At 58.7% G+C, this 22,501-nt stretch carries 21 protein-coding genes and 1 pseudogene; 6 read left to right on the top strand and 16 right to left on the bottom strand.

Going from position 1 to position 22,501, the window contains the following annotated elements:
• Positions 1–65: 65 nt before the first annotated feature.
• On the top strand, positions 66–965 hold the full coding sequence (locus tag KHO53_RS01735; RefSeq protein ID WP_010227056.1) for a DMT family transporter: 900 nt from the start codon (positions 66–68) through the stop codon (positions 963–965).
• Positions 966–1,069: 104 nt separating this feature from the next.
• Here the strand turns inward: KHO53_RS01735 and arsH are convergent, their stop codons facing one another.
• The 3 genes from arsH to KHO53_RS01720 are packed head-to-tail and all read right to left on the bottom strand — an operon-like array spanning position 1,070 to position 2,600.
• On the bottom strand, positions 1,070–1,762 hold the full coding sequence (arsH, locus tag KHO53_RS01730) for an arsenical resistance protein ArsH (RefSeq protein WP_010227055.1): 693 nt from the start codon (positions 1,760–1,762) through the stop codon (positions 1,070–1,072).
• An 11-nt stretch (positions 1,763–1,773) separates the two neighbouring features.
• Positions 1,774–2,244 (bottom strand): arsenate reductase ArsC, encoded by a 471-nt coding sequence (locus KHO53_RS01725; RefSeq protein WP_010227054.1) that lies wholly within the window; start codon positions 2,242–2,244, stop codon positions 1,774–1,776.
• Positions 2,245–2,255: 11 nt separating this feature from the next.
• A complete protein-coding gene (locus tag KHO53_RS01720; RefSeq protein WP_036996394.1) occupies positions 2,256–2,600 on the bottom strand; it encodes a metalloregulator ArsR/SmtB family transcription factor in 345 nt (114 codons plus the stop codon).
• Positions 2,601–2,734: 134 nt separating this feature from the next.
• Here KHO53_RS01720 and KHO53_RS01715 point away from each other — a divergent pair, with 134 nt between their 5' ends.
• On the top strand, positions 2,735–3,778 hold the full coding sequence (locus KHO53_RS01715; RefSeq protein ID WP_159388950.1) for a DUF1176 domain-containing protein: 1,044 nt from the start codon (positions 2,735–2,737) through the stop codon (positions 3,776–3,778).
• 131 nt (positions 3,779–3,909) lie between these two features.
• On the opposite strand, the gene KHO53_RS01710 is transcribed toward KHO53_RS01715, so the two are convergent.
• Entirely contained in the window at positions 3,910–4,695 is a 786-nt protein-coding gene (locus tag KHO53_RS01710; RefSeq protein WP_010227049.1) for a sulfite exporter TauE/SafE family protein, read from the bottom strand.
• Positions 4,696–5,180: 485 nt separating this feature from the next.
• A complete protein-coding gene (locus KHO53_RS01705) occupies positions 5,181–5,804 on the bottom strand; it encodes a helix-turn-helix domain-containing protein (protein WP_010227048.1) in 624 nt (207 codons plus the stop codon).
• Positions 5,805–5,925: 121 nt separating this feature from the next.
• On the opposite strand from KHO53_RS01705, the gene KHO53_RS01700 reads away from it, so the two are divergent.
• The 3 genes from KHO53_RS01700 to KHO53_RS01690 all read left to right on the top strand — a co-directional run bounded on the left by KHO53_RS01700 (position 5,926) and on the right by KHO53_RS01690 (position 8,589).
• Positions 5,926–7,056 carry an NAD(P)/FAD-dependent oxidoreductase gene (locus tag KHO53_RS01700; RefSeq protein ID WP_010227047.1) on the top strand — a complete coding sequence of 377 codons (1,131 nt, stop codon included), beginning with the start codon at positions 5,926–5,928 and terminating at the stop codon, positions 7,054–7,056.
• A 19-nt stretch (positions 7,057–7,075) separates the two neighbouring features.
• Positions 7,076–7,453, top strand: coding sequence for a RidA family protein (locus KHO53_RS01695; protein ID WP_036996391.1), 378 nt, complete (start codon positions 7,076–7,078; stop codon positions 7,451–7,453).
• A gap of 71 nt (positions 7,454–7,524) precedes the next feature.
• On the top strand, positions 7,525–8,589 hold the full coding sequence (locus tag KHO53_RS01690; RefSeq protein WP_159388949.1) for a YkvI family membrane protein: 1,065 nt from the start codon (positions 7,525–7,527) through the stop codon (positions 8,587–8,589).
• Positions 8,590–8,639: 50 nt separating this feature from the next.
• On the opposite strand, the gene KHO53_RS25890 is transcribed toward KHO53_RS01690, so the two are convergent.
• The 3 genes and pseudogenes from KHO53_RS25890 to KHO53_RS01680 form a co-directional block, all read right to left on the bottom strand.
• Positions 8,640–9,380 carry a methyl-accepting chemotaxis protein gene (locus KHO53_RS25890; RefSeq protein WP_374045279.1) on the bottom strand — a complete coding sequence of 247 codons (741 nt, stop codon included), beginning with the start codon at positions 9,378–9,380 and terminating at the stop codon, positions 8,640–8,642.
• 162 nt (positions 9,381–9,542) lie between these two features.
• Positions 9,543–10,526 (bottom strand): annotated as a pseudogene (locus tag KHO53_RS25885) (cache domain-containing protein); the annotation flags it as partial.
• A 175-nt stretch (positions 10,527–10,701) separates the two neighbouring features.
• Entirely contained in the window at positions 10,702–11,586 is an 885-nt protein-coding gene (locus tag KHO53_RS01680; protein WP_010227043.1) for a LysR family transcriptional regulator, read from the bottom strand.
• Positions 11,587–11,708: 122 nt separating this feature from the next.
• Here KHO53_RS01680 and KHO53_RS01675 point away from each other — a divergent pair, with 122 nt between their 5' ends.
• Entirely contained in the window at positions 11,709–12,140 is a 432-nt protein-coding gene (locus KHO53_RS01675; RefSeq protein WP_010227041.1) for a PACE efflux transporter, read from the top strand.
• A gap of 9 nt (positions 12,141–12,149) precedes the next feature.
• Here the strand turns inward: KHO53_RS01675 and KHO53_RS01670 are convergent, their stop codons facing one another.
• The 8 genes from KHO53_RS01670 to KHO53_RS01635 form a co-directional block, all read right to left on the bottom strand.
• Positions 12,150–13,196, bottom strand: a complete 1,047-nt coding sequence (locus tag KHO53_RS01670) for a hypothetical protein (protein ID WP_010227038.1) — start codon at positions 13,194–13,196, stop codon at positions 12,150–12,152.
• Positions 13,197–13,259: 63 nt separating this feature from the next.
• Complete coding sequence (locus tag KHO53_RS01665; protein WP_213569910.1) at positions 13,260–13,694, bottom strand: DUF7079 family protein; 435 nt, start codon at positions 13,692–13,694, stop codon at positions 13,260–13,262.
• A gap of 291 nt (positions 13,695–13,985) precedes the next feature.
• Entirely contained in the window at positions 13,986–14,672 is a 687-nt protein-coding gene (locus KHO53_RS01660; RefSeq protein WP_213569909.1) for a GntR family transcriptional regulator, read from the bottom strand.
• 16 nt (positions 14,673–14,688) lie between these two features.
• Entirely contained in the window at positions 14,689–15,393 is a 705-nt protein-coding gene (locus KHO53_RS01655) for a FadR/GntR family transcriptional regulator (protein WP_010227033.1), read from the bottom strand.
• A 69-nt stretch (positions 15,394–15,462) separates the two neighbouring features.
• The gene (locus KHO53_RS01650) at positions 15,463–16,773 is read right to left on the bottom strand and encodes a C4-dicarboxylate transporter DctA (protein ID WP_010227031.1); all 1,311 of its coding nucleotides are present in this window, start codon (positions 16,771–16,773) and stop codon (positions 15,463–15,465) included.
• Positions 16,774–17,390: 617 nt separating this feature from the next.
• Complete coding sequence (locus KHO53_RS01645; protein ID WP_213569908.1) at positions 17,391–19,472, bottom strand: TniQ family protein; 2,082 nt, start codon at positions 19,470–19,472, stop codon at positions 17,391–17,393.
• On the bottom strand, positions 19,472–20,425 hold the full coding sequence (locus tag KHO53_RS01640; protein ID WP_213569907.1) for a TniB family NTP-binding protein: 954 nt from the start codon (positions 20,423–20,425) through the stop codon (positions 19,472–19,474). The genes KHO53_RS01645 and KHO53_RS01640 overlap by 1 nt, the downstream gene beginning before the upstream one ends.
• 46 nt (positions 20,426–20,471) lie before the next feature.
• Positions 20,472–22,490 carry a DNA-binding domain-containing protein gene (locus KHO53_RS01635; protein ID WP_213569906.1) on the bottom strand — a complete coding sequence of 673 codons (2,019 nt, stop codon included), beginning with the start codon at positions 22,488–22,490 and terminating at the stop codon, positions 20,472–20,474.
• Between the last annotated feature and the right edge of the window lie 11 nt (positions 22,491–22,501).

Here is a 22,501-nt window from a genome sequence, read left to right as displayed (position 1 = left end):
GCTTGCATCCCCCATTTGGATGGATATTCTAGCGAGCCACCACGCAACGACAGGGACGGTCATTCATGCAATCCAGTTTTGGTAAAGGCGTTGTTTTTGCGCTTTCCGCCGCCGCGTTGAACGCGACAATCGGTGTGCTGAGCAAAGTGCTCATGGAAAACGGCTTCACCGCCAGCAGTGTCGCTGTGATCAAAACCATTCTAGGTTGCCTGCTGCTGTCGGCCTTGGTGCTGTTCATCAGGCGCCCGCAAACGACGGCGAAGTGGACCCAGGCTGCGATTTGCGCGTTTCTCGGAATCTTCGTGCTGTTCCACTTCGAAACATCGGCCTACCGCCATTACGCCGCCGCGGGCGTGGTGGTGATGCTGATGGCCAGTGCGTCTATTTCCTCGATCCTGTTGGGGCGGATTTTCCTGAAAGATCCCATTACCGCAAACGCTACCGTTGGCGCCGCCTTGGCCATCGCCGGCATTGCAGTGATCTTTGGTGCTGACCTGCAACAGGGGTTCACCCTGCAAGGCGCTACCCTGGCTGCCATGGCCGGCTGCGGATACGGGGCGTTTTCAGTGGCCATGAAGCATATGGGCGTCTCCGGGGGGCTGCACTTCACTCGGCAATTGTTGTTCTTCGGCAGCCTATACCTGCTGATGCCGGCTGCGGCCGATGGCTTTGTGATTGGCGAGCTGTCGCCCCTGGCGATTGCCGCATTGCTGGCGCTGGCCACGTTACCGACCATCCTGGGCTTCTTTTGCACCACCAAGGCCATCGAGTACCTGAAACCATCCCAGGTGCAGGCGCTGGAGCTGACCGAGCCCCTGTTCGCTGCGCTGCTGGCGTTCCTGGTCCTCAATGAGGTGCCGCGAGAAAGCCTGTACGTGGGTGCGGGGCTGATCATCACCGGCCTGTGTTTCTCCAACGAGTTGATTTCCCTGGGGCGCAAAGCACCGGCTCAATCCCATACATGATCCCCGGCGGGGCGGGGGTATGCCCGCCGGTTCAACCGCTAACTCGTGTGGCGTCGCAGTCGATCATCAACGCAGGACCGCAACAGGGAAGCGCAGCGCGCCGCTCAGATCGAACGCTGGCCAACTCGCTGTGACAACGCCTCTGCCGATTCCTTGCGCTCGGAGTAGCGGTCCACCAGGTAATCGCTGCGCCCGCGCAGCAGCAGGGTGAACTTCACCAGCTCTTCCATCACGTCGACTACGCGGTCGTAGTAGGCCGACGGCTTCATCCGGTCGTTGCCGTCGAATTCCAGCCAGGCCTTGGGTACCGAGGACTGGTTGGGGATGGTGAACATGCGCATCCAGCGCCCCAGTACGCGCAGCTGGTTGACCACGTTGAACGACTGCGAGCCGCCGCACACCTGCATCACCGCCAGGGTCTTGCCCTGGGTCGGGCGCACTGCGCCCATGGCCAATGGCACCCAGTCGATCTGCGCCTTGAACACCGCCGACATCGCGCCATGACGCTCCGGCGAGCACCACACCTGGCCTTCGGACCATTGCATGAGTTCGCGCAGCTCCACGACCTTGGGATGGTTGTCGGGCGCGTCGTCAGGCAGGGGCAGGCCGCTGGGGTTGAAGATCCGCGTTTCGGCGCCGAAGTGTTCGAGCAGGCGCGCGGCTTCCTCGGTCAGCAGGCGGCTGAACGAGCGTTCGCGGGTTGAGCCATAGAGCAGCAAGATGCGTGGTTTGTGTCCGTCATGTGCGGCGTTGGCCGGGATCAGGCCGAGGTCGAGATTGGGTAGGTGGTCGCTCATGGGGGCTCCGTTTACAAAGTGCCGATGCGGTCGATTTCAGCCTGCAACTGGTCGCGGCTCAAGCGCTCGAAGGGCAGGGCAAGGAAGGTTTTGCAGCGCAGTGCTATGCGCGCCAGGGTGGCGTCAAAGGCGGCATCGATCTGTGTATCGCTGCCGTGGACCTCGGAAGGGTCTGCCAGGCCCCAGTGGGTTTTCAGCGCTGGGCCGAAGTACAGCGGGCAGGCTTCGCCAGCGGCGTTGTCGCAGACGGTGATGACGATGTCTGGCGGGTTGTCGGCGAAGGCGTCGTTGCCTTTGCTGGTCAGGCCGTGGATGGCGATGCCGGCGCGTTGCAGGGTCGACAGGCTGCGAGGATGCACCTGGCCCTTGGGAAAACTACCGGCACTGACCGCGTGGAAACCGGCCGGGGCCAGGTGATTGAACTGCGCTTCGCAGAGGATGCTGCGACAGCTGTTGGCAGTACACATGAACAAGACTCGCATGGGCTGATTCCTCAACAGCAGGTCGCACGGACAGGACGATCACCCATTGCCTCGAGGCGCTCGCTGACGTCGCTGAGCCACTGGCCATTGGCCTCAAGGGTCAGCTGCAGCACCTCGTTCACCCAGGCTGGCAGCTGCGGGTTGAGGCGGTAGTACACCCACTGACCCTGGCGGCGGTCGAGCAACAGGCCGCAGCTGCGCAGTTGGGCCAGATGGCGGGAGATCTTCGGCTGGCTGTCGTCGAGTGCGCACATCAGCTCGCACACGCACAGTTCGCCTTCGCGGACGATCAACAGCGTGGCGCGAACGCGGGTTTCGTCGGCCAGGCATTTGAACAGGGCGGCAGGGGTAAGCATCGAATCGGTCCGGGCTTGATATATGGAAATTCGAATATACGGATCTCCATATGTAAATGACAAGCCCGCTGTGCCAACCGGACTTCGAGAAGTTCCAGGGGTAGAATGTGCGCTCACCTGAAACGGACTTCATCATGAGCGCACCGCTGCACGCAGCCTTTCTCTCCCTGCTGGCCTTGCCCGGCGCTACCCAGGCCACGACGGCAGAACCGGTACCCTTGTACCGGCACCTCAAGGACTGGGTGGTGGGGTGTGACAACACCCGCCAATGTACGGCGCTGGCGGCCGATGAAAGCGTCGACGGCATGCCGTTGGGTATTCAGATCGTGCGTGGCGCGGGTCTGGAGGGGCCGTTGCAGGTAACGATTTACAGCCAGAGTTCGCTGGAGGGGCCATTGCAGCTCGATGGCAAGCCTCTGGCGCTGGCACTGCATGAAGAACAGCACAACGGCGTGGTGTCCTGGCGGGCGAGTGGCGAGCAGGCCGTGGCCCTGGTCAAGGCCTTGCGCAATGGCTCGCGGCTGACCTCGGCGAGCAATGATGGTGAGCTGGGGAGTTCGCTCAATGGCCTGAGCGCCTCATTGTTGCTGATCGATTCGGTGCAGGGGCGGCTGGGCCACCGCAGTGCCTTCATGCGTGCAGGTGATGCGCCAGACAGTGCCGTGCCGCCTGCGCCGGCGCTGCCGAAGCTGGCGCCCTTCGCACGGCCCGAGCCGCTGGGGGAGGCAGAGGCCAGGCACATTGTCGCCGCCGTGCATGCAGCCAGCGCTGATGCCTGGCAGGACGTGGGTGATGACTGGCAGCCCGATACTGCCCAAGCCTATGCGTTGAGTGGCAAGCGTGCGCTGGTCAGCTTTCGCTATGGCTGTGGCGCCTACAACTGCGAGTACGCCTTGTTCACCACTTCACGGGCGCATCCGCAGCAGGCGCAGGCCCTGCAGTTCGCGGAGTTTCCCGGGCTGGAGCAGTGGGGCGACTTTGGTGGCTCGGTCGAGTACAACGCCGACACCGGAGTGCTCAGTAGCTTTACCAAGGGGCGCGGCATAGGTGATTGCGGTGTCGATCAGAGCTGGCGTTTTGATGGGCAGCGCATGCAACTGCGCTCGCTGGCGCGGATGGGCAGTTGCAGTGGGAGCTGGTCGCAGATGTGGCCGGTGCTGTGGCGCACGCAGGATTGAACCTTGGGGCTACGGCGTAGCCCATCGCCGGCAAGGCCGGCTCCCACAGGGCTTGATGTCGCCTGCTACCCCTGTGGGAGCTGGCCTTGCCAGCGATCGAGTGCGTAGCACTCGTAGATCAAGCGACACACTCAGAACGCCAGTTTGTAGCCGATCATCAGCAGCATGCCTGCCAGGCACGGGCGCAGGATGCTGTCAGAAATCCGTCCGGTCAGGTGGCTGCCCATGTAGATGCCCGGCAGCGAGCCCAGCAGCAGGTAGCCAAGCAGCGACCAGTCCATGTTGCCCATGCTTGCATGGCCCAGGCCGGCGACCAGGGTCAGCGGCACGGCGTGGGCGATTTCGGTGCCGACCAGGCGGCGGGTGACCAGGTAGGGGTAGAGCAGGAACAGCGCCACGGTACCCAGGGCGCCAGCGCCGATGGACGTCAGCGAAACCATGACGCCGAGCATCACACCGGTGACTACGGTCAGCAGGTTGAGGCTGGTACCGCTCAGGTGATAGCGGTCGCCGGCGTGTTTGCTGGCGAATGCCTGGAGTTTGCTTTTGAACAGGATGGCCAGGGCGGTCAGCACCAGCACCACGGCCAGGCCTTGCTTGATGATGGTGTTGGCGGCCTGGGTGTCGGCATCGAGGCTGGCGAGGAACCACAGGGTCAGGGCCGCGGCCGGGACGCTGCCGAGGGTCAGCCAGCCGGTGATTTTCCAGTCGATATTGTTGTTTTTGCCGTGGACCCAGACGCCGCTGGCTTTGGTGATGGCGGCGTAAAGCAGGTCGGTGCCTACGGCGGTGGCGGGGTTGATACCGAACCACAGCAGGATCGGGGTCATCAGGGAGCCGCCGCCGACGCCGGTCATGCCGACGATGAAACCTACTACCAGGCCTGCAATGGTAAAACCGAAAGAACCTACATCCATAAGTAACCTAAACGCCCAACGTGCCCGTGATCGGATGGCAGCCAGCATAAAGGTTTTTTTATAGCCAAATAGACTAGTTCGTTATTAGGTTATAACCGGTGGTGGCTGTGAGAGGAGGGGCTTATCCGGTTGTGATGGTGGCGCGGAGTCACCTTTCCGCCCTTACGGCGGGTTACTTTGGCAGTCGCCCCAAAGTAACCAAAGGGCTTGCCCCACCAGGGGCCCTACGCTGCGCTTCGGGTTCCCTCGCTACGGTGTTGCTACGGGGCATTGCGAACTACGAGTTGCAAGCAACTCTACGTTTCGCAACTTCGGCTAACGCCGAAGGTGCTGCGCACTAGCCCCTTCGCAACACCTCCACTCGGCCCTTCTGGTTAACGGGGCCGGTAGATCAAGATCAAGAGCACAATTCGCTTCGCTCTTGCTGAGCGCGTGGCGCTGTGGGAGCGGGCTTGACCCGCGATGCGGTGTTACAGACAACGCTGTTACCGATCCGTCATCACCACCATCACATGCGCATCCCCGCCATCTTCCGTCTCGGAAAGATAAATATGCCCGACATTGCTGTTGAAGTACGCCGTCTCCTGCGGGCCGATACTCACGGCTTCACCGGTTTCAAACACAATCCGCACGCGCCCGCTGAGCACCAGGGCAAATTCCTGCCCCGGGTGGCGGATGAATTCATCGAACTGTTGCCGCTCGCGGGCGATGATCCGCGCATACATTGGCGTCATCAGCCGCTCGGGAAATTCCCCGGCGATCGGGTGGTAGTCGTAGGTCCCAGTGCTGTAGCCGGGCGCTGTGGGCAGGGAGTTGACCACCACCGTGGTCGGCACCGGCATATCGCTCACGCCTGAAGCGCGAAACAGCTGGGCGATATCAACCTTCAGTGCCCGCGCCGCCGCCGCCAGTTTCTCGTAGCTCACCGAGACCTGGGCCAGTTCCATTTTCGACAGGGTCGACACCGGTACCCCGGACAGCGCCGACAGTTGCTTGAGCGTCAGTTGCTGGGCCTTGCGCACGCTACGCAGGCGCGCTCCGACTTCGGCGCGGTCAATCAGTGGCAGCGCACCAGGGCGGTCGTCGGCAGGGGAGCGGTCGGCACTCATCAAGCATCTCGGTCAGACAAAACGGACCCGCATCTTACCGTGGCCGCTTGCATAATCCGAAATTCTCATATATTAGAATTCTCACAAATGATAATTACACCTCGCAAGCGAGTGCATGGCTATGACAGAGACCTTCGACATCGTAATCATCGGCGCCGGTATTGCTGGCGCATCGCTGGGTTATCGCCTGGCGCAAGGGCGGCAGGTGCTGATGCTTGAACGCGAAGCCCAGGCTGGTTATCACGCCACCGGTCGCTCGGCAGCGATGTTCATGGAGGCCTACGGCACGCCGCAGATCCAGGCGCTGACCCGCGCCAGCCGTGCATTCTATGCGTCGCCGCCACCGGGCTTCTGTGAGCATGCGTTGCTCGAGCCGCGTGGTTGCCTGTATGTGGCAACGCTGGAGCAGCAGGCACTGCTCGACAGCACCTATGCGCAAAGCCTGGCCAACGGCACCGACGTCACCTTGCTCGACCGTGACGCGGCGTTGGCGCTGGTGCCGAGCCTGCGTGCCGAGGTATTGGCCGGAGCAGTGCTGGAGCCCGGTGCCATGGACCTGGATGTGCATGCGCTGCACCAGGGGTTCCTGCGCGGTTACCGCCAGGCCGGTGGCCAGTTGCGTTGCAATGCCGAGGTGGTTGAAGGCGGCTACCACGAGGGTCACTGGCAGTTGAGCCTGGCCGATGGCAGTCGTATTCAGGCGCGCCAACTGGTCAACGCCGCGGGCGCCTGGGCCGACCACGTCGCGGCGGTCTGTGGTATCCAACCCGTCGGCCTGCAGCCATGCCGACGCTCGGCCTTTACCTTCGAAGGCCCGCAAGACCAGGACTTCAGTCGCTGGCCCGCAGTGATCGGCGTCGATGAGAGTTTCTATTTCAAACCCGACGCCGGGCAGTTGCTCGGCTCGCCGGCCAACGCCGACCCGGTCGAGCCCCAGGACGTGATGCCCGAAGAGCTCGACGTGGCCATCGGCATCTACAACATTGAAGCCATCACCACCCTGGCGATTCGCCGCCCCAGCCATACCTGGGCGGGCTTGCGTTCGTTCGTCGCCGACGGCGACCTGGTGATCGGCCACGACCCGCAGAATCCGGCGTTTTTCTGGCTGGCGGCGCAGGGTGGTTACGGTATCCAGTCCGCCGCTGGCGCTTCGCAACTGGCGTGCGCGCTGCTGCTTGAGCAGCCGCTTGCAGCAACCTTGAGCGCCGAAGGGGTCGAGCCGCAACGCTTGTCCCCGGCGCGTTTTCGTTAACTCCCCAAGGAGATTTCCCATGAGCTCGACTATCCAGCGTATCCCCAGCCACCTGCCGTATCCGTTCTCCAAGGCGGTGAAGGTCGGCGGCTTTCTGTTCCTTTCCGGGCAGATCCCCATGCGCGCCGACGGCGAAGTGGTGCGTGGCGACATTCAGGTTCAGACCCGGGCCGCTCTGGAACGCATCGGCGAAACCCTGGCCGAATGCGGCGTCGGTTTCGATCAGGTGATCAAGGCCACTGTGTGGCTGTCCGACATGGCCCATTTCGCTGGTTTCAACGAGGTGTACAAAAGCGTCTTCGCCAACGGCTACCCGGTGCGCTCCACCGTCAGTGCCGGCCTGGCCCTGGGCGTGGATGTCGAGATCGAAGTACAGGCCTGGATCGGCAACGACTGAGGCACCACAGCAACACTGGGTAAAAACAACAACAAGGCCCGGGCAGGGCCATCGATACCAGAGGGTTGAAAATGAAAGAGCAGCTGAAAATTGCAGGCGCCTTTATCGGCGTGATCGTCGGCGCGGGTTTCGCCTCGGGGCGGGAGCTGTTGCTGTTCTTTGTCGACTTCGGCCTCTGGGGCCTGCTCGGGGCGCTGGTCAGCGCGGCCTTGTTCACTTTTCTCGGCATGGCCCTGGCCGGGCTGGGCAACCGCTTGCAGGCCGCCTCGCACAAGGATGTGGTGTATGCCATTTGTGGGCGCTACCTGGGCTTGTTCGTTGACCTGCTGATCACCTTCTTCATGTTTGCGGTCACCGTGGTGATGCTTGCCGGCGGTGGGGCATTGCTTGAACAGCAGTTCGCCATTCCGGCGCTGACCGGTAGTGTACTGGTGACCCTGCTGGTGGTGGCGGTGGTGTGTCTGGATGTGCAAAAGGTGATCCTGCTGATCGGGGCGGTCACGCCCTTCCTGATCCTCATCGCCACGGCCATCGCCTTGTACGCGGTGTTCACCCGCGAGCTGAGCTTTGCCGCGCTGAATCAGGTGGCCAGCCAGCAGCAGGCGGGTACCAGCCACTGGCTGCTCGGCGCGTTCCTGTATGTGTCGTACAACATTGTCGCCGGTGCGCCGATCCTGGCGATTCTCGGTGGCTCGGCACGCCTGGAGAAGACTGCGATCTGGGGCGGGGTTCTCGGCGGTGCGGCCCTGGGCGGCCTGATGCTGGTGATGAGCGCAGGCTTGTTGTCGCGCCTGGATACCGTCGCCGATCTGCCGATGCCGATGCTGTCGATTGCCAGCGAAATCTCTCCGGCCTTGGGCGTGATCATGTGCGTGATCATCTTCGGCATGATCGTCAACACTGCGGTGGGCACGTTGTATTCGTTCCTGGCGCGGCTGTTGCCGGCAGGTACCCGCAGTTTTCGCCTGGGCTCGGTGGCGGCGGGGGTGGCGGCATTTATCTGCAGCCTGATCGGCTTTATCAGCCTGGTCGGCCAGGTCTATCCGTTCTTCGGCTACCTGGGCTTCGTGCTGATGCTGGCGGTTTTGATCGGCTGGTTGCGCCTGGGGCGGGCCAAGCGGGTGCTGGCGGTGTAGCGGGAGGTGTAAAAGCAAGGGGCCTGAGCGGCCCCTTGCTTGTTTACGCGTCAGATCTTGAAGCTGTCGACCAGTTGCTTGAGGCGCCCGGCCTGCTGGGCCAGGGCATCGCAATGACGCAGGGTGTCGTTGAGGTTGGCCACGCCTTGCTGGTTCAGCACGTTGATCTGGGTGATGTCCAGGTTCAGGCTTTCGACCACGGCGGTCTGCTCTTCGGTGGCGGCGGCCACCGACTGGTTCATGCCGTCGATCTCGCCGATGCGCTGGGTCACGCTGCTCAGGCGCTCGCCGGCCTGGTTGGCGACCAGCACGCTTTCTTCGCTGGAAACCTGGCTGGCGTTCATGTTGTGTACCGCCTCGCGCGAACCGACCTGCAGGGTGGTGATCATCTTGTGGATCTCTTCGGCCGACTCCTGGGTGCGGTGCGCCAGGTTGCGTACCTCGTCGGCAACCACGGCAAAACCACGCCCGGCTTCACCGGCACGGGCCGCTTCAATGGCGGCGTTGAGCGCCAGCAGGTTGGTCTGCTGGGAGATGCCCTTGATCACGTCGAGGATCTGGCCGATGTCATCGGTGCTGGCATTGAGGGTTTCGATCTGCTCGCAGGATTCGCTGATCTTCTGCGACAGCGCGGTCATCGCCGAAATGGTTTCCTGCACCACCTGACGACCGTCATTGGCCTGCTCGCTGGCACCGCTGGCGTGTTGCGAGGCGTCGGCGGCGTTGCGGGCGATTTCCTGGGTGGCGGCGCCCAGCTCGTTGATTGCCGCGGCGACGCTGTTGGTGCGCATGCTCTGCTCTTCAGAGCCGATGATCGAGGCATTGGAGGCGCTCATCACCCGCTCGGACAGGTCATGGACCTGGCGAGTGGCCGAGGACACTTCGGCAATCGAGGCATGGATACGCTCGACGAACTGGTTGAAGGCACCGGCCAGTTCACCGAACTCGTCCTTGTTCTCCACCACCAGGCGGCGGGTCAGGTCGCCTTCGCCCTGGGCAATGTCCTGCATGGCGCGGCCCATGGTGGTCAGCGGACGCATCAGCACCGGAATCAGCAGGCTCAGCAGGCCAGCAATGGCGGCCACGGCAATGAGCATGGCGATGATCGCCGAGGTACGGAACTGGCTGAGGCCGGCGTAGGCTTTGTCGCGGTCGATCGACAGGCCGATGTACCAGTCAGCCGTCGGCAGGCCGCTGACCGGGGCGAAGGAGATGATCCGCTCCTGCTTGTTCAGGGTCACCTCGTGGGTGCCTGGCGCGATATGCAGGTTGCTGCCCGGGTAGATGTCCTTGAGGTTCTTCATCACCTGGTCTTTGTCCGGGCTGACGATCACCTGGCCGTTACGGTCGACCAAAAACGCGTGGCCAATACCGCCGAAGTCCACGGCGTTGATGATATCGACCAGGGTGGCCAGGCTCAGGTCGCCGCCGACCACGCCGAGCAGCTCGCCGTTGGCCTTGCTTTTCACCGGCATGCCAATGGTAACCACCAGGCCGCCGACCGCGGCCATGTAGGGCGGGGTCAGCATGGTCTGGTTGGCGGCGACGGCGGCGGTGTACCACGGACGCTGGCGCGGGTCGTAGCCGTCAGGCATTTTCGCGTCCGGGCGCTGGGTGAACACGCCGTTGGACTGGCCGACGTAGGTGAACTGGAAGTTGTTGGTGAACGATGGCTGGTCGACCAACCCCGGGAAGTCAGCATTGGCGCCTTGGTGGGCGACGTCCTGGGCGAGGTTTTCCAGGACCAGAATGCGTCCGCTCATCCAGTTCTGCACACTGCTGGCGGCCAGTGCGCCGGCCTGTTTGACCGACGAGTCGATGTTCTGTCGGATGGTGTTGCGTTGCAGGTAATCGTTGTAGAGGGTGAACAGTGCAAATGCCAGAACCACGACGCCGCAGGCGCACAGCAGGATCTTGTGGCGAAATTTCAGGTTCATGTTCCGAGACCTTGTGCCAGTAAAGAGGAGTGCCGAGCGGCGCTTTTGGCGTGTGCTCGTACCTATCCAGACGGGTATCGGCCGCGAAACGGAAAAATTGATAGGTAGTTTTGCCGCAGGGGCTGACAGGATTTTCCTACAGCCTGCTCTGGCGTGCGTGTTTCAGCCAGGCGCTTTACTGCACCCCGAGCAAACGCACCAGCTCCTGGGCAGCTTTTTGCAGCGGCTGATGCTGGCGCCAGAAGGCATGCACCGGCAGCTGCAGTTCGTTGCGGGTGTTGCTGAAATCCAGGCGCACCAGGCGTCCGGCGTCCAGTAGAGGCGCCACCCGAGACAACGGGAAGTCGCCCCAGCCAAGGCCGGCTTCGACCATCTCGATGGCCATGGCCAGGCTGTCGGTGCGCCAGTGCGCCTTGCCGATCAGGGCGCGGGTGTCGCTCAGCGGCAGGTCACGGCTGGCCACCAGGATCTGCCGCACGTTGGCCAGGTCTTCGAGGTAGACGATCTGCCGCGGGCGCTGCTGCAGGGCCGGGTGCTGCGGGCCGATGCAGGCCACCAGCGACTCCATGCCGATGTTCTGAAAGCGCTGGCGGGCGTCCACTGCCAGCCCGGCAAAGGCCAGGCACAGGCTGACGCGACCGTCGTGCAGCAGTTGCAGGGCGTCTTCCTGCGGGGCCGTCAGCACCTCGACATTCAGTAACGGGTGACGCTCGCTGAGGGTTCTGATCGCTGCCAGCAGGTGCCTGTGCTCGATGTCCGGCACCACGCTGATGCTCAGGGTGCTTTCCAGCCCTTGGGACAACTCCAGGGCGTGCACCTGCAACTGCCCCAGTTGATGGGCGATCATCCGCGCATGCGGCTCCAGCGCCTGGGCCATGGCGGTGGGGCGGGTTTCCCGGTGAGTGCGATCGAACAGGCTGAAGCCGAGCTCCGCTTCAAGGTTGCCGATGGCCATGCTCACCGCTGAAGGCACTCGGCCCAGAGCGCGTGCGGCGGCCGAAAACGAGCCGCGGTCGAGCACGGCGAGAAACAGTTCGATGTTGTCGCTGGAAAAATTCATGGCACTCTCCTATCAGTAAATCTGATAGCTGTTGACTTTGGTTGTCAACAGGATTGACGCATGCTTGCCCGCCTCAGCCGTGCCAAAAGGCGGCGTTTCAGTGCAAAACCGAGGTTAGCAACGTGCAAGGTGTCAAACGCAAACTGGTCTACGTGACCGCCTATGAACTGATCGGCCTGTGCATGTCGACCCTGGGCCTGGCCTACCTGGCCGACAGCGCGCCGAGCAATACCGGGCCGCTGGCGGTGATGATCACCACCATCGCCATGGCCTGGAACTTCATCTACAACACCCTGTTCGAGTATTGGGAAAGCCGCCAGGCCAAGCGCGGGCGCAGTGTTGCCCGGCGGGTGGCGCATGCCATCGGTTTCCAGCTGACGTTGGTGGTGTACCTGATCCCGCTGATTGCCTGGTGGCTGAACATGAGCCTGGTCGAAGCCGTGCTGGTGGACCTGGCCTTTATCATTCTCATCCCTTGCTACACCTTCATCTACAACGGGTTGTTCGACCGCATCTTTGGCCTGCCGATTTCGGCCCAGGCGCAGCCGGCATGAACAAGACCCTTACTGGGCGGGCAGGGTAATCACTTGGGCGGCGGGCTGCGGCTCGTGCTCGGGGCCTTCGGCGGCTAGCAGGCTGTCTTCGATTTCCCCCGACAGGTAATAGACGCCGGCCATGGCGCCGGTCTTGCGATTCTCCATCAGATCGCGCCACTCCTCGTTCAGCGCCACGTTGAGGATCACCCGCAGTTGTTCGATCATCGCCGGTTGCTCGCGGTTGTGGCTCACGACCCCAATACCGGTCGCCGCCAGGGAAATCACCGTGCCCGCGGCGCGCCCGACCGCCGCCGCCACGGCGCTGGCAATACCCCGTGGCGCCAGGGTGGCGCCGAGTTTTTCGCTGGCTTGCTGGGCGACCGATGACAAGCCGATGTCCGAGCGCTGGGTGCCGGCGCGCACGGCGCTGTGCAGGCGTTTGACCAGGGCTGCATAGGCGGGCTGCTGTTCCAGCGGTTTGCTGAACAGCAGTTGATGCAGCGATGCGTTGTTGTTGGCTGGCGGCCCGAGGCCAATGGCCTGGATGCGTGTCAGGTGCAGGTTGAACTGCTCCGTTGGTGCGCGGTAGCGCTGGGCGATCTGCTGCAGTTGCTGGCCGAGCAGCTGGATATACAACTCCATGGCCCGGTCGCGAATGGCTTCGGGGTCGATTTCCTTGGCCACCGGGTCGAGCACCCGCTCGTGGTACTGCTCTTGCAGGTACAGGGCCAGGCGTTTTTCCGGTGTTTCACGGCCTTCGCCACTGTTCATCTTGTACCAGGCCACTTTCATGGTCAGCCATTGCTGGGTCCAGTAGCCGGTGAACCAGGGGATGAAGTCGCTTTCGGTGTACTGCTGCACGCGCTCCTTCCACACCCGCATGGAGCGCCGGGCATAGTCGTTGACCGAACTGGTGGTGGCCAGCGAGGCGTCGATGATGTCGCGGTCGATCTGCTGCCAGGTCGCCGCACTGACCGGGATGGGCGGTGGCTCGCTGACCTTTTGCCGCGAGCCGCAGCCAGCCAGCACCAGGAACAAGGCGAGCAGCAGCACGGTAAGCGGGGAACGCGGCATAAAATCGCAGCCCCCTGTGGTTAGGGAAGGTCGAGCACGGTGGTTATTTGAGTATAGGTGCCGTCACTCGGGCTGCTGTTCGGCCTCGGCCTGATCCAGCGCCTCGACGATCTCTGCCCAGATTTCCTTGCAGAAAAACCACACCCAGGTGGCATTCAGAAAGCGGTCAATCTGGCGCCGCCACCAGCTGTCGCGGCGTGCTTGGAGACTTTCTTCGATCTCTTCCTGCAGCCAGGTTTCGTCGAAACCGGTCCAGATCGGCGGTACCGGCGTCATGATGTTGCCGTAGCAGGCGGGGGCGACTTCGCTGTAGAAGATTTCTTTCAGCAGCTCGCGGTCAAACCCTACCAGGTGGCGGGCGATCCAGAGGAACTCGATGTGGGTGTCGACGAAGGCATCGGACATCGCCACGCGCACCTGGTGGCGCTGTTCAGGCGTCATTTGCGGCGCAGGTGCAGCAGCGGGCTTGGGTTTAACCGAGGTGATCCTTTCGTTCATCAGCGTGCCCTCCAAGGCGATCGAGGCCCATGGTAAAGCGGGCGGACAACAGCTGTCGCCAGGATTGCGAGCGCTGGCAAGGCCAGCCCCACATGTCCGGCATACCCAGATCCACTGTGGGGGCGGCAGTGCGACGACGCGACTTGACCCGCGATGAGGCCAGTACAGCCAGCATATCAGGCGGTGTCTGGATTACGACCGCTTCGCGGTCGATCGCAGGCAAGCCAGCTCCCACAGGTTCGGCGTAGACAAACCCACTGTGGAGGCATTGCCGGCGATGAGGCCCTTCGGTCAATCCTCCAGGTCGAGCTTGGCTTCGATATGGTCCAGATGTTCATGCATCAACGCCAACGCCGCCTCGCCATCACCGTCCTCCAGCGCATCGATGATCGCCTCATGCTCCTGCCAGGCGCAATGACTGCATGGCCGCGCTTCGTACTGGGCAATGATCAGCGAGGTTTGCGGCACCAGGCCATTGAGAAAACGCGCCAAGGGTACGTTGTCGGCCATTTCCGCAAGTTTGAGGTGAAACTCGCCACCCAGGCGGATCGCCGTGCAGCGCTGGCCCTGTTCATGGTGCTGGCGCTCACGGGCCACCAGCTCGCGCAACTGGCGGATCTTGGCCGGCCGTGAGCGCTTGGCCGCCAGGCTGATCAAGGTGGTTTCGGCCAGGCGCCGGGCGCTGAGGATCTGCCGTGCATGTTGTGGGTCGGGCGCGGCCAGGCGTGCGGTGTGGCTGGGGCGCTGGACGATGACCTGTTGGTCGGACAGGCGCCCAAGTACCCGGCGGATCACCGTGCGGCTGACCCCGAAGGCATCGCCCAGGGCTTGCTCGGTCAGGGCGCTGCCAGGGGCCAGGCGCTGTTCGAGGATGGCATCGAACAGCCGCGGGTAGATCTGCTCGGCCGACAACCGGCGTTCACCCTGGGCGAGCAGTGGCGGCAGGGCGGTGGCATGGGCGTGGGCGCTGGCGTTCATGGTCGCACTCCTGGGGTCAGTTGCCCGGATGATCGTCCGGGATGTTCAGTTCGATACCCATGCGCAGGCCTTCCTGGAGGATGTGGTGGCGCATCTGCGCGCTGGCCTGGGCGCTGTTCTTGTTGCGGATGGCACGTACCACCGCTTCGTTTTCTTCAAGCCTTGCCGCCAAATGCTCGGGCGAGTTGCGCAGCACTGCGGCGCTTTGCTTGAGGGCATTGCTGGTCTGCTGCACCACGCTCTGGAAGATCGGGTTGGCGGTCAGGGTGAACAGCTCTTCGTGAAAGGCGATGTAGGCGTTGACGCCGGCTTCGCTGTCTTGGGCCTCGAGGGCTTCGCGCATGTCCATCAGGGTCAGGCGCAGCTGGCCGATTTCCTTGCTGCTGATCGACTGCGCCACCAGGCCGACAATGAACGGTTCGAGGGTATAGCGCAGCTGCAGCACGTCTTCCAGGCTGGCCTCGGCGACGCCGCTCTGGGGCAGGGTGGTTGGTACTGTATCGGCATCAAGCACCAGCACGCCCTTGCCCGGCATCGAACGCACCAGGCCGAGGGTTTCCAGCACCGTCACCGCTTCACGCAGGCTCGGGCGGCTGATGCCCAGTTGCTCGGCCAGTTCGCGCTGGCCCGGGAGCATGTCGCCGGAGCGCCACTGGCCACGGGCCAGAGCCTGGCGGAGTTTTTCTACCACCGAGTTCACGACGGTCGATGAAGTAATCATTGTTCACTCCATGAGAACACTTGCATGGTTTGCTCCTGTGGCCGGCAGTGGGGCTGCCGGCCATGTTACTCAGAACTCTTGTTGATGGGCGTTCGGGGTCTTGCGCTGGGCAAAGCCGAAGCCCTGTTTACCCGACAGCACATTGTTGGCCCGCTCCATGTCGATATCGCCTTCCCAGCGGCCAATGGCGACGGTAGCCACGCAGTTGCCGATCAGGTTGGTCAGCGCCCGGCCGATGCCCATGAACCAGTCCACCGCCAGCACCAGCACCAGGCCGACCACCGGTATCGCCGGGATGGCGGTCAGGGTTGCGGCCAGGATGACCAGAGCGGAGCCGGGGATGCCGTGGGCGCCTTTGGAGGTAATCAGCGACACCAGCAGGATGGTCAGCAGGTCGGTCATGGCCAGCGGTGTGCCGGTGGCATTGGCGATGAACACGATAGCCAGGGTCAGGTAGATCGAGAAACCGTCGAGGTTGAACGAGTAACCCGTGGGGATGACCAGGCCGACCGTGGAGCTGCCCACGCCCAGGTGCTCAAGCTTGCGCATGATCTGCGGCAGTACGGCGTCGGAGGAGGCGGTGCCGAGGACGATGGTCAGCTCTTCGCGCAGGTACTTGATGAAGGGCAGGATCTTCAGCCCCGACAGGCGCATCACGGTGCCCAGAATCAGCAGCACGAAGCCGGTGCAGGTCAGGTAGAACAAGGCCACCAGGCCGCCCAGGTGCTGCAGCGATTCCAGGCCGTATTTGCTGGTGGTGAAGGCGATGGCACCGAACACGCCAATCGGCGCCAGGCGCACAATCATGCCCATGATGCGGAAGATCACATGGCTCAGTTCGTTGATCAGCCGCGAGATACCCGAGGCCGCTTCACCCACCAGGTTCAGGGCGCTGCCGAACAGCACCGAAAACAGCAGGACCTGGAGGATATTGTTGTCGGCAAACGCTCCAATCACCGAGGTCGGGATCAGGTCCATGAGGAAGGCGGCGGTGCCGTGGATGTGTTGGCCGCGTTCGGCCAGGTTGCTGGCTTCGCTGCTGGCCAATTGGTCCAGGTGAATGTTGGCGCCGCTGCCGATGCCGGAGGTAAAGGCGAACACCAGGCCGATCACCAAGGCGATGGTGGTCAGGATTTCGAAGTAGATCACCGATTTCAGGCCGATGCGCCCGACTTTCTTCAGGTCGCCGGCGCCGGAGATGCCGCTGACCACCACGCAAAACACGATCAGCCCGATCAACATCTTGATCAGCTTGATGAAGCCGTCACCGAGGGGTTTGAGTTGCAGGGAAACTTCAGGAAAGCTCAGGCCGCAGGCTATGCCTAGCACAAGGCCCAACACCACTTGGAGGAAGATCGAACGCGAGCACCATTTGAGCATGGGAGGGATCTCTGGTCGGTGTCCCTGCTTCGATGCCACGGGGGCGAAAGAGCGGAGGACTTAATTATTGTGGTCTTACCGGTATGTCCAGTGCGTGGGCAGTGTAAGCGCGGTTTTTCCGGCTTTGCAAGGGGTTCTTGAAGGTGCGGACAATCGTCAACCATGCACATCGAAAAATCAGTGACTTGCGCTCAATGTTGCATGGTCTCAAGATTATTCTTTGCGCTCATTTCGCACTTTCGAGGATGCTTTTTCAACCAAACGCGGTTTTTACTTTCGCCTGGTCAGACCGGTTTGTCCAGGTTGTTATTAACAAATTTTGTAGCACGGCCGAGGCGTGCTTCATTGCGTCCACACCACCTTTTCGGAGGAACCTATCCAATAGGCAGGGGCGGATGTCTATAGCCTGCTGAGCGGTTTAAGCTGTAGGTCAAACAGCCGATATGGGAAGGCGAGGGGAGGGAGGATGGGAAAATAGGGGGCATTCATCGACTTGGACTGTCTTTCTCACATTATGGCTAGTGCTTGTCAACTGGCGGTCAGAATGCTCTACGCGAGTGCGTATTATTTAAGCTCTGCATGGGGAGCGGCGATTGTATAATATGTTCGTACCGCTCTTAAATCTCTTCACCTTCACCTTCACCTTCACCTTCACCTTCACCTTCACCTTCACCTTCACCTTCACCTTTCTCTTTGTCGAGAACGCGGTATGCGTTATCACGATTTGATTCGGGTTGGTAAAAAACACAAAAGACCGGATTTTCCCTTTTTGTAAAATAGGCGTTCAAGAGTTTCAATGCCTCAGATCGAATTAGGACCGATTGATTCGGGATTGCATCGGGATGATCCTGCGGAAGAGGGTGCAAAATGCCCGGAGTGATGAATTTATTCACAAACCACCATTGTGGTAACGCCAACTCGTTGGTGATTCCGCCTATTGTTGTGTAGAGTTCATGGTGTCTGGCGCATTTTGCGACACTTTCGAGAGAAAGGAGGGTGAGTGAAAGCTTGACAGAAGGTACGAAGCCAGTTTCGATGTATCGTTTCTGAATTAAAAATTTATGGCAGCCGATGAAAGATGCTGCTTCGTCTAGCGTCATGTGGTTTACTCGCCAATTCAGGGCTTTTTCAACATCATCGATAGAGTAAGCGTACTCTTTACAGTATTTGCCAAGTCTTACTTGCGGCTCTGCAAGTACGCCTATTTTCCTCAATTGCAAAATGTCATTCAGGCGTAGATTGAGCCTTCTCGCGGTCGCAGCGGCTGTAAGCCACTGCCGGGCAGGAGTCGGTTTTGGTTTGCGTTTTGTGTTTCTCCTGTGTTCAATCTCGTCCCTAACATCTTGAGGTAAATGTTTTTTTAAGTGAAGGGTTGGGGCTTTGTGAACAATATCTGCTTTTGGTGAGGGCACTCGTGGAAAGACGCGCTCCGCTTTGGTCAGATTTTTTGTCATCGCTTCATAGTGAAATGCATAGGTGTTGGTGAAATCTTCGAGCCATGACGTGGTAGTAATAAAATCAAGTTTCGTCGGGATCTTTTTCCCCTTTAGGTAGTGATGCCTAATGAGGCTTGTGACGACATGAGGTGAGCAGTCCAGAATTTCAGCTGCTTGTTCGTAGGAAAGAGGGGTGAATTTTTCATCTGGATAGGCAAATGCATCTTCGTCGTCCCATTCTATGTCATCGTTTTTGGCTACTAATTTGCAAATTGGTGGGCATTTATAATAGCGCAGGGATTTAATCAAAGGCTCTTTTCTGGGTGATGGTATGCAATGGCTTAATCCGGTGTTGGGCTTCAAAATGATCTTGAGTTCAGCGCGAGTGAATGGTAGGTCACTGCATTCGCATTTGTTGCAATGGCTATTGGGTTTGGTTTGAAGGGTGTTGCAGTAGTACTCTATAGAAAAGTCTCGGATAGTCTGATCCTTGCAGCGCAGGAAAGGAATTAAAATCGCCATTCTGTGCAAGCAGGGAAAGCGCTTTTGAATTTTCCGAGTTTCATTGAAAAACGCTGATTTATTACCGCTGGCCATGCGGGCGCATGCATCTAATGCAATAGAGCGGTTCGCTGAGGCAGCGCGTAGTGCTTGTGAAGCCATCATGCACTCTTTCAATCGATCAAAAAATAATTGATCGCCAGTGCCGAATGCTTCATAGACCAGCTTGCTGCAGCTATCGTCTGATAAGTCTAGAGGTGATTGCCTTAAGTCATAAGAGCAACGACAGTGAAAATTATTGAGGTGAGTCCAATCTAATAGCTTTCCGCACCCAGGGCAATGGCTAATATAAATGTGGCCGTGTATCGGGCATACTTCAGAAAATAGAAAAGAGTGCATTACATTGAGATGGCCGCTTTTCATGCATTCAGGGCACAGAGCCAAGTGTGTGCGTAATAATGTACGGTGTACCCGAATTTTTTCGAATTGCGCATAGTTTTCACCAGCGATTCGGACTTGCTTGGGGAATACCGAATCGATAGCCTCCATCTGTTCGGCGTCTACGAGTGGGTCGCTGCGCAGAATACGGTGAACAATTCCACCGTAAAATTGTGCTAACCCAAGGCTAGAGAAGTGTAGCCCGCCGCAAGCGAAGCTAAAGTTATCAAGATTTTGATAGCCGTTATTTTTGGCGCATCGATAAATTAGCGAGAGGGCGCTTTCGTCCTTATATGGCGTGGGTATGAAATGTAGCCTGCCCATCATGATCTCTTGTTGTCGTTGTTGAAAACGATGTTTTGTAAATCTTTTAGGCTGGCAGTAAAGACGTCGGCCTTTGTCAGTCGACTTAGGAAATTTGCCTGTTTAGCTGCTAAGCTGAAGTCGTCGATTTTAAACGTACCATCACCGCGCTCCAGCGCCAACTTACACGCTTCGTAGAGTAATCGTGCTAGGCGACGAATATTTCCATTTGTCAAGGCGTAGAGTGCCAGTATTTCGTGCTCAGAGACTAAGCAGGGCGCCTTTGTGAGATTCATTTGGCAATCTATCTCTATGGCAAAAGCTCGAATCAAGCGCTCGAAGTCATTTCGATCCTCTGCAGAAGAAATAGAGAATGGCTTGAGATAGGCCCTATAGGGAAATCGATCACCCACGCACGCTCGTTCGTCAATGTACGATTCGCTGTCGGGCTCTCCGGTAATAAGAAGGGTGCCATCGAACAAATCAATCAAATTCTTGAGCCAGTCGCCAGCGCTTTTAACTGCTTTGTCGGTCAATCCTCTTAAGAGGTGCGGTAGTTCGTCCAGAACAAGTAGTTTTGTATCGCATGACTTCAACGTTTGAAAAAGCTGGTATTCCAGATATTCCTGCGATTGGCGGCCCATCTGCACGTTCATGGTTTCCAGTAGTCTATTTGTCAGCGCCTTGACGGTAGCTTCGCTTGGTACACGACAATAAAGTACGGGCTTTATGAAGTAGCTGCCGTCGGGCTTTTTACCCTTGTGAGCCTGGGAGAACTGGTGCATTAAGTCATTGCAAAGACGAGTTTTACCGCTTCCCGAGGGCCCAAAGAGAGCCGCAGCTGTGTCCTCTCCACCAATGGAACTGGCTTCTGCAGCCCGCTGCAGTACCTTCATCGCTTCGTTGTACATGGGGTGGCAGACAGTGAAGAATTTTAGGTGACGCAATTTTTTGGCAATATCTGGACTCATCATAAAGGCCTCCATTTATCTGCCCTAGGTTAAAACGTGCAAAGGCTTATTAGGTTTTGTTGAAATAATCTTTGTAAGGGGCTTCCGGGAGCTGGTAAGTGGGAAAGTCATCGCTGTCTAAATTTTCTCGTTTGGTTAGGTCTGACGAGGTTCGCGCGAATTGTTGATTGATGGTGGGATTTTTTACTTTATTTTTCATTTTCCCATCTCGCTGTTTTTTGTTTGATTTGTTTTTCTTGGGGAGCAAGCCTTTTTTCGCGTTATCAGCTTTGCAGGCGTCCACAAATTCTTTAAGCTTAAGGAGTTGAACGCAGGCAATGTCGCCATTAAATGATGCTACGCCTTCTTTTTTGAGCTTGGCCAGGACTAGCAAATGGTCGGTATAGGTTAGGCCGTTCTGATATTCAGGACGTGTGGCCACCGCAGGGCATCTGTCATCTGGGGTGTCTGGGTGTGCTACCCAAACTTTGCCAAGGTCACAAGGATTGAAATATACAATCGCAGTTTGATAAGCTTTCAAACGCTGGCGTATTTCATTCAGACCCTTTCCAGACCATTGCAGATTGTTCATATGGACTCTGCCGCCATCGAGCTTTCTTCTTTTTTGACTCAGGCACAATTGTTCAAGTTCCTCTGGAAGATAATGCTCTGCAGGCGCAGCATTGGCTGTAAGTTTTGCCATCATCTCATTTGGCGTCATATTTAGACTGCTATGCTTTGTATTGTGGTAAGCAACTAGCCACGTCGCAAACGCCTCGCGAAACTGCGTCAAGGTCAAACATGCCCGCTCTTCCGATGGATAGTCCCCTCTTTCCGATGGGGAACCGTGAGTAAAACCTGGTATGGTGTTACAAAATTCATCCTTTACTGTTTTGAAAAAACGCTCCATGATGGCCTTGGCATCAGCATCATCTACCGGGACGTAATCTGTCTTGATTCCCAGAATATCAAATGCGGTCAGCGCCCAAACATTAAGAATCTCAGGCCCGTGATCGGTGATGATCAAGCAAGGTTTTCCTTGATTCAGTATCGATTGGATGGTGGCGCGCATCATTTTTTCAGCACAGGGTGCGCCGAAATCGATATCCCAACCAGATAAATAGCGTGCTGGAGGGACGAGGTGACAGCAAAGAACTGGTCGACCACGTAGTCCTGTGCGTTCATCAATTACCATACAGTCGAAGTCATGGGAGTCAAAATAGGTGGCTGCAAACGGATTTTTATCTACGAAGAGATGGCCGCTCGCCCTATTTCTTCTATTGGCCTCTTTCGGACCGTATCTGCAAGCCACTACATGATATTTATCTATTTTTAGGGCTCTGCGACGCATCGAATAATAAGATGGTATACTCAAAGTTATCTGGTTCACGCGTGCCCGTTCGCAGTTTTCATTTTTAACATGGCCTTTGAATAGCTTGTAGGTATGCATCAGCGAGGGGCGCTCAGGAGTCAGGTATACTGTCTTTAAATAGTGTTTGATAAGCTCTTCCATTTCTGGGTGAAATTGCCTGGTGGGGGGCGAGGCTCTTTGTCTAAGAAGAGCTTCAGGATTGCAGTTCGCGGAAATGTAGCGATCTTTCCACTTTCTTACCGCCGAGAGGCTGGGAGGCTTGGTGTGGCCAAATTTTTTGGCTGTTTTTGTGAACTTAAGTAAGGCGCGTTTTTTGGGTAGTCGGCCTCCGAGCTCATTAAGGCATACCTTTACATAAATTTCGCGATACTCCATAAGCTGCCGCTCGCTTTCTTTCAAAGAAGGGAGGCGGCTGAATCGGCAAACTTGTGAGTGTGCACACTGATGCAGTGTCAGCTGCCCACGGTCTGCCATCAACTGAAAATCGATCGGCGCGATAAACCGATGGTAGTTATGGATTAATGAGCACATAGCTATTTCGTCATCGGTAATGCTGATGACTTCATAGATCTGTCCATCAAGCCTATATTGCGCACCAATTCGTGGGTCTATCATGGCTTGTCCCGCGGGGCAGTGTTGCTGAATGCTTTGGCTGGACCAATAAAGAGGGTAGGTTTCCAAAGTGTTCGAATAACGCGGCATTGGAATGCCTATCATTCATAATGTTT

This window comes from Pseudomonas sp. RC2C2 (genome assembly GCF_018390435.1).
GTDB classification, from domain to species: Bacteria; Pseudomonadota; Gammaproteobacteria; order Pseudomonadales; family Pseudomonadaceae; genus Aquipseudomonas; species Aquipseudomonas donghuensis.
Note: the sequence above shows the minus strand (reverse complement) of the source record. Positions and strands in the feature narration are given on the sequence as shown.